The 7,549-nt window shown below is 70.2% G+C and carries 7 protein-coding genes; 4 read left to right on the top strand and 3 right to left on the bottom strand.

Annotated features, from left to right (window positions below; genetic code table 11):
* Positions 1 to 187 precede the first annotated feature (187 nt).
* Positions 188 to 586: a hypothetical protein gene (locus ACO1BU_RS34975; protein WP_424140517.1), complete on the top strand. Its 399-nt coding sequence runs from the start codon at positions 188 to 190 to the stop codon at positions 584 to 586.
* 180 nt (positions 587 to 766) lie between these two features.
* Here ACO1BU_RS34975 and ACO1BU_RS34980 read toward each other — a convergent pair whose 3' ends face one another.
* The 3 genes from ACO1BU_RS34980 to traA form a co-directional block, all read right to left on the bottom strand.
* Positions 767 to 1,156, bottom strand: a complete 390-nt coding sequence (locus ACO1BU_RS34980; protein WP_424140518.1) for a cupin domain-containing protein — start codon at positions 1,154 to 1,156, stop codon at positions 767 to 769.
* A gap of 122 nt (positions 1,157 to 1,278) precedes the next feature.
* A complete protein-coding gene (locus ACO1BU_RS34985; protein WP_424140519.1) occupies positions 1,279 to 2,229 on the bottom strand; it encodes a DMT family transporter in 951 nt (316 codons plus the stop codon).
* A 415-nt stretch (positions 2,230 to 2,644) separates the two neighbouring features.
* On the bottom strand, positions 2,645 to 6,139 hold the full coding sequence (gene traA / locus ACO1BU_RS34990) for a Ti-type conjugative transfer relaxase TraA (protein WP_424140520.1): 3,495 nt from the start codon (positions 6,137 to 6,139) through the stop codon (positions 2,645 to 2,647).
* Positions 6,140 to 6,342: 203 nt separating this feature from the next.
* Here traA and ACO1BU_RS34995 point away from each other — a divergent pair, with 203 nt between their 5' ends.
* From ACO1BU_RS34995 to ACO1BU_RS35005, 3 genes are all read left to right on the top strand, one after another.
* Positions 6,343 to 6,504 (top strand): hypothetical protein, encoded by a 162-nt coding sequence (locus tag ACO1BU_RS34995; RefSeq protein ID WP_424140521.1) that lies wholly within the window; start codon positions 6,343 to 6,345, stop codon positions 6,502 to 6,504.
* Between the two features lie 350 nt (positions 6,505 to 6,854).
* Positions 6,855 to 7,184 (top strand): conjugal transfer protein TraD, encoded by a 330-nt coding sequence (locus ACO1BU_RS35000; RefSeq protein ID WP_424140522.1) that lies wholly within the window; start codon positions 6,855 to 6,857, stop codon positions 7,182 to 7,184.
* Positions 7,185 to 7,218: 34 nt separating this feature from the next.
* A complete protein-coding gene (locus ACO1BU_RS35005; RefSeq protein WP_424140523.1) occupies positions 7,219 to 7,506 on the top strand; it encodes a conjugal transfer protein TraD in 288 nt (95 codons plus the stop codon).
* Positions 7,507 to 7,549: the final 43 nt, after the last annotated feature.

A 7,549-nucleotide genomic window follows, 5' to 3' on the forward strand; every position in this document is an offset into this window, starting at 1 on the left:
CAGCGCCTCCAGCGCCACTTTCGCCTTGAACTCCGCTGAATACCGTGTCCGCTTTCCCGTCATCGGGTCCGTCCTTCTCAGGGCAAACCGAGCTTATCGAACTGTCCGAAATCCGGGGACCACCTCAATCGATCCTGGTCTCGCGTCTCGCGCAACGGCGAACCTCTCCCAGACTGAGGGCGCCGAAGTGCATACCCGCTCTGGCATCGGCGATGGCCTGCCGGCAGCGGACGCGATCTACGTCAATGCAGCCCTCTCTGCGCCGAGTTGGGGCTGGCTCGAAGTGCTGCGGCCGGGTGGGCGGCTGATCTTCCCGCTGCAGGCCGGACGTGGCCTGGGAGGCATGCTCCTCGTTACCAAGCCCGTTTCCGGCGGAACCACATGGCCCGCGCGCTTCGTGAGCCGCGCAGCCTTCATCCGCTGTGACGCGCCGATGACAGAGGATGACGACGCACTTGCGGCGGCCTTCGCGGGTGGCGGGTGGGAGTTGGTCAGGTCCTTCCGGCTCGATGGACGTACCAGGGAGGGTACCTGGTTCCGCGGAGACGAGTGGGCCCTCTCGACGGAGCCACCCCCGGCAGACTGACCTCGTATCCTGGTCAGTGGGCCGGACGGACCGCATCACACGGTGTCCTGCGCGCCGGTTTCGCAGCAGGACAGTCTGGCTTGGGTCGGGTGCCACTGTAGCTTTCCCCGATCAGACCTATCGCTGGCCAGGGTGGAAAGCAGACTCTCGGCAGCGGCACCGAGAGCGTGCCCAGACGGACTATGTAGACGGCAGATTGAGACCATTCGGCAAGGAGATCCAGATGACAGTTTGCGCCTCTGGGGAATGGCGTGAAAGATGACCCCTGCCGTGTGTGTCCTCGACCAACACGAAGGTACCCGCCTGAACTTGACGCACCTCTCCGTCGCTCGTCTCGTATTCAACCGAACCATTCAGCCTAACGGTAAGGTTCGGGTCCGGGACCGTATGCCAAGAAACCTCGCGCATGCCCGCCGGGATGTAGGTGATGCGGACGCGGGACGCCGGATAACTGGCCGTAACATCGAACGGCACGGCATCGGGGTGGACCCGCCTCTTCATCGTCGGTAATTCGACCTCATCGAAATGCGACTCCCCATCCGGGGTGGCATAGATGCGCAGGCACTTCATGCAGATGAATCCTTCCGATCCGTCATGCCGAAACGACGCCTGCCTACCATGAAGGAGGGGAGTGCCACTATCGGTCCGGGTGGGAAGCAGACTCTCGGCGGCACTGTTCCGGCCACGGAAGCTCAGTCATCGGTCGGCACGGCCCGTCTTGAGCGAAGGCGTCCCACCATGAAGGGAATTGCGGACGTGAGCATAATGCCACCCATGATGAGGACCGCTCCGGTGGCCACTCCGACGCTTGGAACGGTCCGCTCATAAAAAAGCGCATAGGCCACAGCGAACAGCGTTTCGCTGGCCGCGAGTTGGGCGGTGAGTGCCGGGGTCAGGTGGCGCACGCCCTCTCGCCATAGCCAAGTTGCGGCCCAGGTGCTGAAAAGACTCATAAATGCTGCCAGAGCAATGGGCCGCCAGTCATGCTGTGCCACTGCGAAGAGGTTGGGGATTTGCGACTGGCCGGTGGCCAGGAACGGTAGCAGGATGATGGCGCTGCCCAGAAAGCTACCCACTCCGATCCAGGCCACCCAGAGCCGGTTTTCCTGAGAAGGAGAGAGGCCGGTGACGTTGCCCGCCTTGTTGTTGAGGACGAAGAAGCCCCAGCTCAGCATCGCACCCAGCCCGCAGAGGGTGCCCAGCCAAGTCCTCCAGCCCCCTTCCGTTGCTGCGAGACTTCGTAGGTTGTCAGCCTGGAGGACGACGAGGCCGAGAAGGATGGCACCGGCGGCTATGAGAAGTGGCGGCCAAGGAAGGGCCTTTTCGTGGAGGTTTGCGCCGATGGAAAAGACGACCGGCACGAGGCCGATCAGGAGCGCGGCAAGCACCCCGCCCGCCAGTTCGACCGCAAAGTAGGTGCAGAGAAAGGAGAATGCGTAGCCAACAGCACCCAAAGTCATGGCTTTTATGGCATGACGAAAGTGCAGCTCTGCACCCTCTCGCTGCATCTGGAGGATGAGCACGGCCGCCAAGCCGCCATAGAAGGAGAAGCGCAGGAACACGAAATCGGCGCCGTGCAGGGCACCACTGACGTAGGGGGCGAGGAAGGCAAGAGCCCAAAGCGCGTTGGCGGCCAGCGCCAAGCATACACCCAGAGACACGGTATTATCCTTGCGGCCGATTACAGACCGAAGAGAGTTCCATCTACTTTGCCGCGTCGCCAAGGCCCTGCGTCGCAGGGACGGCAGCCTTGTTGGCAAGCTCCCCTGCCTGCCTCGGCTCTCAGTGCTTCAAGATGAGAGTCCGAAAAGGGTCGGGTGCCGCGGTAGCCCGGGAGCTATCGCTGCTGCGGGTCAGGTAGATGACGATCTACCTCTCGGGTAGTGGCGCAGCGGCGCCAGATTCTCGTTCAACTGCTTGCTCTGCTCTAGGATCGAATGCAGGGCCGGTGCATGCCTTCCTCCTGAACCGAAAGCTGATCGAGGGGGACGGAGCGCCCTTTGCGGCGGCGCTGCTCCTACAGAGCCACGGCGGGCTCCGTCAATCAGTTCGCCTCCGTCATCCCATGCCAGGCCCCGGCGACGGCCGGGACCGCGGCCGCGGCGCCCGCTCGGGCTCGGCTTTCCCGACAGCCCGCTGCCGTGCCGCCGCCTTCTTCTCTGCCTCGGCCTCGTGCTGCTTCGCTGTGACGTGGTGCCGCACGACCGCCTGCGACCGTTCCAGCACACCCGCGAGGTCATCGACCCGTCGCACCACGGGGTCCAGCGGATCCGCCCCTGATGCCAGCCGCCGCACCGCCGCCGTCCGGAACGCCTCAAGCTCGGCATAGAGGGAGGCCTCCGCCACGATCGCCCGCCAGATCGCGACAGCCCGCGGCCCCTGCGCAACCTCCCGCTCCGCCAGCCCCTCGCCCCGGCGCTGCAGCAGGCTCATCTCCGCGCCCTCGCCGATCTCCCGCAACGCCTCGATCGCGGCCATGGCCCTGGCCGAGAGCCCCGGCACCGCGACGGCCTGGGCATGTCTCTTGTCGCCTTCGGCCGTCCGATAGCGCTGGTCGGCCTCCGCCTCTGCCCGGCGCAGCCCGGTCAGAGCCTCCCCGATCTGCCCCGCCGCCCGGATCGCGGCACGTCGCTCGACGACCTGGTCGGTGGAGGCGAGGAACCCTTCCCTCCCGCGCAGCCGGCCCAGCAGCTCCGGCTGCTCCTTCAGCTGTCGCGCCATGGCGTCCAGCCCCCACTCCCGCCCGATCCCGGCCAGGCGCACCCTCGCCTGCTCCGGCTCGCGGTAGGCCCGTTCCAGCAGAAAGGACAGACTGGACCGGGCCGCGAGCACTTCCGGGGCGGCTTCGACCGCGGCGGCGACATCCGTCTCGGCGATCGGCGGATGCGCCACCGCCGCCAGCAGCGGCGCGGGCGTGGCTGCCTCGGCCGGCACGCGCTGCCACGGCCAGGCGACCGCGCGCGGGGCTGGGGTTAGGGCAGCCGGAGATGGGGCCGGCGGCCCGGTGCGGCCGGATGGTCCGCTCTCGTCCTCGCCGCGCATGATGCGGGCCACGGCTTCCCGGGCGGCGGCACTCAGCCGTCCCGGTACCTGTGCCGGCACAGACGGCGTTGCGCCGGCCCGCGGCTCCCCCGGACCGTGATCCCCGGCTGCTTCGGGCAGCGCCGGCCAATGCTCCGCCCCCGGCCCGGGCCGCCGCACCACGATCCCGCTCGCCGGCGCCAGCGGATCGAGCCCGCGCCACGCCGCGTAGGCGGCCACCGGGTCCGGATCCGCCATGTCGTAGTCCAGCGTGGTGTCCTTGGCCCGCTCCCGCCCGAGGCGCTCCCGCAGCCCGTCGGGCCCGCCGAAGTCCTCGTCACTCCAATGCAGCCGCACCGCCTGCCGGTGCCGGCTCAGCGCCACATAGGCCAGATGCCGGTCCATGCCCGGGGTCGCCAGCACATAGGCCCGGTCCACCGTGACCCCCTGGCTCTTGTGGATCGTCGCCGCGTAGCCGTGGCCGAGATCGGCATATTCCTCCAGGCCAAAGCCGACCTCCCGCCCCGTCCCGGCGCCCTCCGGCCCGTCCAGCCGCACCGTCAGCCGCGTGCCCTCGATCCGCGTCACCGTCCCCAGCGTGCCGTTCTTCACGCCCAGGCCACGCTCGTTGCGCAGGAAATACACCCGCTCCCCTTCCGCCAGCGCCAGCAGCCCCGCCCCGGTCTGCAGCAGCCGGTCCGGCCCGAGCTCGCCGGCCTGTCGCCGCATCGCCCGCGCCGCCTCGTTCAGCGCCCGCACATCCGCCCGTTCATGCGCCAGGATGATCCGGCTCTCCTCCGGGCGCTCCCGCCGCCCGGCCTGCCAGGCCGCGATCACACTGTCCCGGGCCGCCTCCCGCGTCCGGTGCCGCTGCACCAGCCCGGCCGCCGCGTAGCGGTCGAGCGCCGCCGCCGTGCGCGCCGTCGCCAGCTCCCGCGTCGCCAGGCGCTGCCAGGCCTCGCGCTGCCGCCGCGGCTCGGTGATGGCGACCGCCCCCACCCGGTCGGCGATCGCCCGGAACGCCGCCCCCGCCTCGATCGCCTGCAGCTGCTCCGCATCCCCCACCAGCACCAGCTTGGCGCCGGCCCGTCGCACCCGCTCCACCAGCCGCCCGAGCTGGCGCGAGCCGATCATCCCGGCCTCGTCCACCACCAGCACGTCCCGCGAGGTGAGCAGGTCGCGGTCGCGGTCCCAGGCATGCTCCCAGCTGGCCAGCGTCCGGCTGCCGATCCCGGCGCTGCCCTCCAGGCCCTCGGCGGCGATGCCGGAGAGCGCTGCCCCCCTCACCCGGTAGCCCTGTCCTTCCCAGGCCTCGCGCGCCGCGCCGAGCATCGTGCTCTTGCCGCCCCCGGCGATCCCGACCACCACGGCGAGATCGCGCGAGCGGGTCAGGTGCAGAAAGGCGAGCGACTGCTCCTCGCTCAGCGTCGCTCCCGCGCCATTGACCGCGGCGAGCCGCCTCTTGTCCGCCACCCGATGCGTCGTGCGCTGGTTGAGTGCCACCGCCGCGGCGATCAGATCCTGCTCGATCCCCACCATCTCCCGGGTGGAGAACCGTTCGCGGCCGCGCCCGTCCCGGCCGACCCGCACCAGCTCCGGCGAGGCTTCCACCCGCGCCATCACCGCGGCGAACTGCGCCGCCCCGTCCGTGTGCCGGTGCACCAGCCGCGCCAGGTCCTGCCGGGTGAAGGTCGACTGCTGCTGCGTCAGCGCCCGCAGCGCGAGATCCGGCTCGGCCAGCAGCCGCGCGCCATTGCGCCGCGCGATCGCCCGATGCTCCCCGGCGCGCTCGGCCTCCTCGCCTCGCGTGGCCCGCCGCGCTCCCGCCGGGCCGATCTTATTCTGCGGCTCCAGCCCGAGCCCGCACGCCGCATGCGAGCGGTGGTCGATCCGCACGTCATGCCCGAGTTCGGCCAAGCGCTCGTTGGCCAGCTCCGCCCAGCGCTCGCGCCACAGCCGCAGCAGCCCCTTGTCGTTCCAGGCCCGCTCCTTCAGCCCGAAGCCCTGCGGGCCAACCCGCCGCATCGTCAGCAGCACATGCGCGTGCGGCTGCGCCGTCCCGTCCGCCGCCTGTCCCCAGTGCACGTTCAGGTCGGCCACCATGCCGCGTGCCACGAACTGCTCGTGCACGAAGTCCTGCGCCAGCCGGATCGCTTCCGCCCGGCTCAGCTCCTGCGGCAGCGCGAGCTCGATTTCGCGTGCCAGCTGGCGACGCCGGGGTCGGGACCGCGGTGACGCCTCCTCCTCGTCAGCGGCGAGGACGGCCTCGCGATCCCCGCGCAGGTCGGCGGCACGCGGCGGGTCGCGTTCGGCCACCTCGTTCCACAGCGTCTCGCGGTCGAGCCAGCGGCGCGGCGCGCCCTCGGGTAACAGGATCTCGGAGTGCACCACGCCTGGCTTGGCCAGGTAGTTCTGCGTGCGGCCGATCTCGTGGTCGAACAGGCACTCGCCCGCCCGGTACGCCGCGGCGGCGACAATCCCGCGTCCCTGCCCACGGGTGATGACCTTGGCCTGGAGATGGAAGATGGCCACCGGCGGTCCTGCTGTCCGTGCCGGCACGTTAGCGAGCGGCCGCGCCGGGGCGCAACACAAAGCGCAGCTTTTGTATAAGCGCGCATTTCGCCAAACCGCTCCGCCCCAAGGGGGCTCCGCGGGCGAATGACGCGGTGGCCGGGTTCCGCTCTAGGACGACCGGCCTGGGCCGCCCCCTCGCGCTCGCGGCAGGGCATCCGGAGGTGCGGCTAGTCGCCTTCCATCTTGAGCGCATGGCACCGGCCGCCGGGGCACTCGCCACCCGCCTCGACGACTGGCACACCCTTACCCAGCTGACGCCTGGACAGGCCGCGATGATCGGGCTGATCGCGGCCTACATGGCCTGCATCGCCTTCGTGGGATAGGTGAGCCGGAACATATTCCGGGTCTGTCGCGACAGCCTCGAAGCCGATCTCTTCCGCTGAGAACCTGCGCCCCGGTCGGGACATCGCCGGCGGTGCGGCACCCGCAACGACAGGCTCATGGGGCAGCTATCGCGCCCGGTGATGCAGGAGAGCACCAGGGGCAGCTCCGGCCGATCGCAACCTGGCACGGCGCTTCCGGAAGAGAAGCCGGTACCCGGCGCAGCCGGCCTTCGCCTGGGGCCAATTGGAGGTCCCGGAGAAAAATCGCGGCGGCTGCATTTTTCCAGGGCCCATTCGCACGGATCCTTCCGAGCCTCCTCCTGCGGGTCAGCCCGCACCAGGAGAACCCCATGACCAAGACCCACGACATCTCCGCCGAACTCAAGGCGCTGCAGGACCGCGCCAGGCAGCTCAAGGCGCGACAGAAAGCCGACATCGGACGCGCCATCCTCGCCACCGGCGCCGAGCAGCTCCTCTCGCCGGACGAACTCGTCGGCCTGGTGCTGGCCGGCCTCGAGCAGGCCGGCTCCAACCCCGCCGCCCGCGAGGGCTGGCGCCGACGGGGGGAGGCCTTTCGCCGCAAGGCCGGCGGCGGCGGCAAGCCAGGCGGGCAGTCCCGGCCTACCGCCGAAGCTGCGAAGGACCCTATGGACCCGATGGCGGCAGCGGCGGCGGAATGAGCAGGCCATCGCCCGTCTCCAGCGGCGCCTCGCCATGAGCGCCACCCGCGACTGGCGCGCCGAGCGCCGGGCCCGCACCCGTCACCTCATCGAACTCGGCGGCCTCGTCCTCAAGTCCGGGCTGGTCGATCTCGTGGCGGATGACCGCGCCACGCTGTTCGGCATGCTGCTCGGTGACGCCGACCGCCTGCGCGGCTTCGACGACGCCGAGGGGCGGCCGGCCGAGGTCAAGGCCCGAGCCCGGCGCCGTGGGCTGAAGGCCTTCGACGCCGACGCGGAGGCCAGGACCGGCGGCAGCCCGCCAAAGGAGGCGGTCCTGTGACCGGACGCTGAGCCGGAGCCGTCGAGCGGGGCCGGGATGCCAC

The sequence above is a fragment of the Roseomonas chloroacetimidivorans genome (genome assembly GCF_049629625.1).
Classification (GTDB): Bacteria; Pseudomonadota; Alphaproteobacteria; order Acetobacterales; family Acetobacteraceae; genus Roseomonas; species Roseomonas chloroacetimidivorans.

Bases quoted from the DNA above. Each gene is read 5' to 3' on its own strand.
- ACO1BU_RS34980 (WP_424140518.1), bottom strand. From the start codon at position 1,156: ATGAAGTGCCTGCGCATCTATGCCACCCCGGATGGGGAGTCGCATTTC.
- ACO1BU_RS35005 (WP_424140523.1), top strand. From the start codon at position 7,219: ATGAGCGCCACCCGCGACTGGCGCGCCGAGCGCCGGGCCCGCACCCGT.
- ACO1BU_RS35000 (WP_424140522.1), top strand. From the start codon at position 6,855: ATGACCAAGACCCACGACATCTCCGCCGAACTCAAGGCGCTGCAGGAC.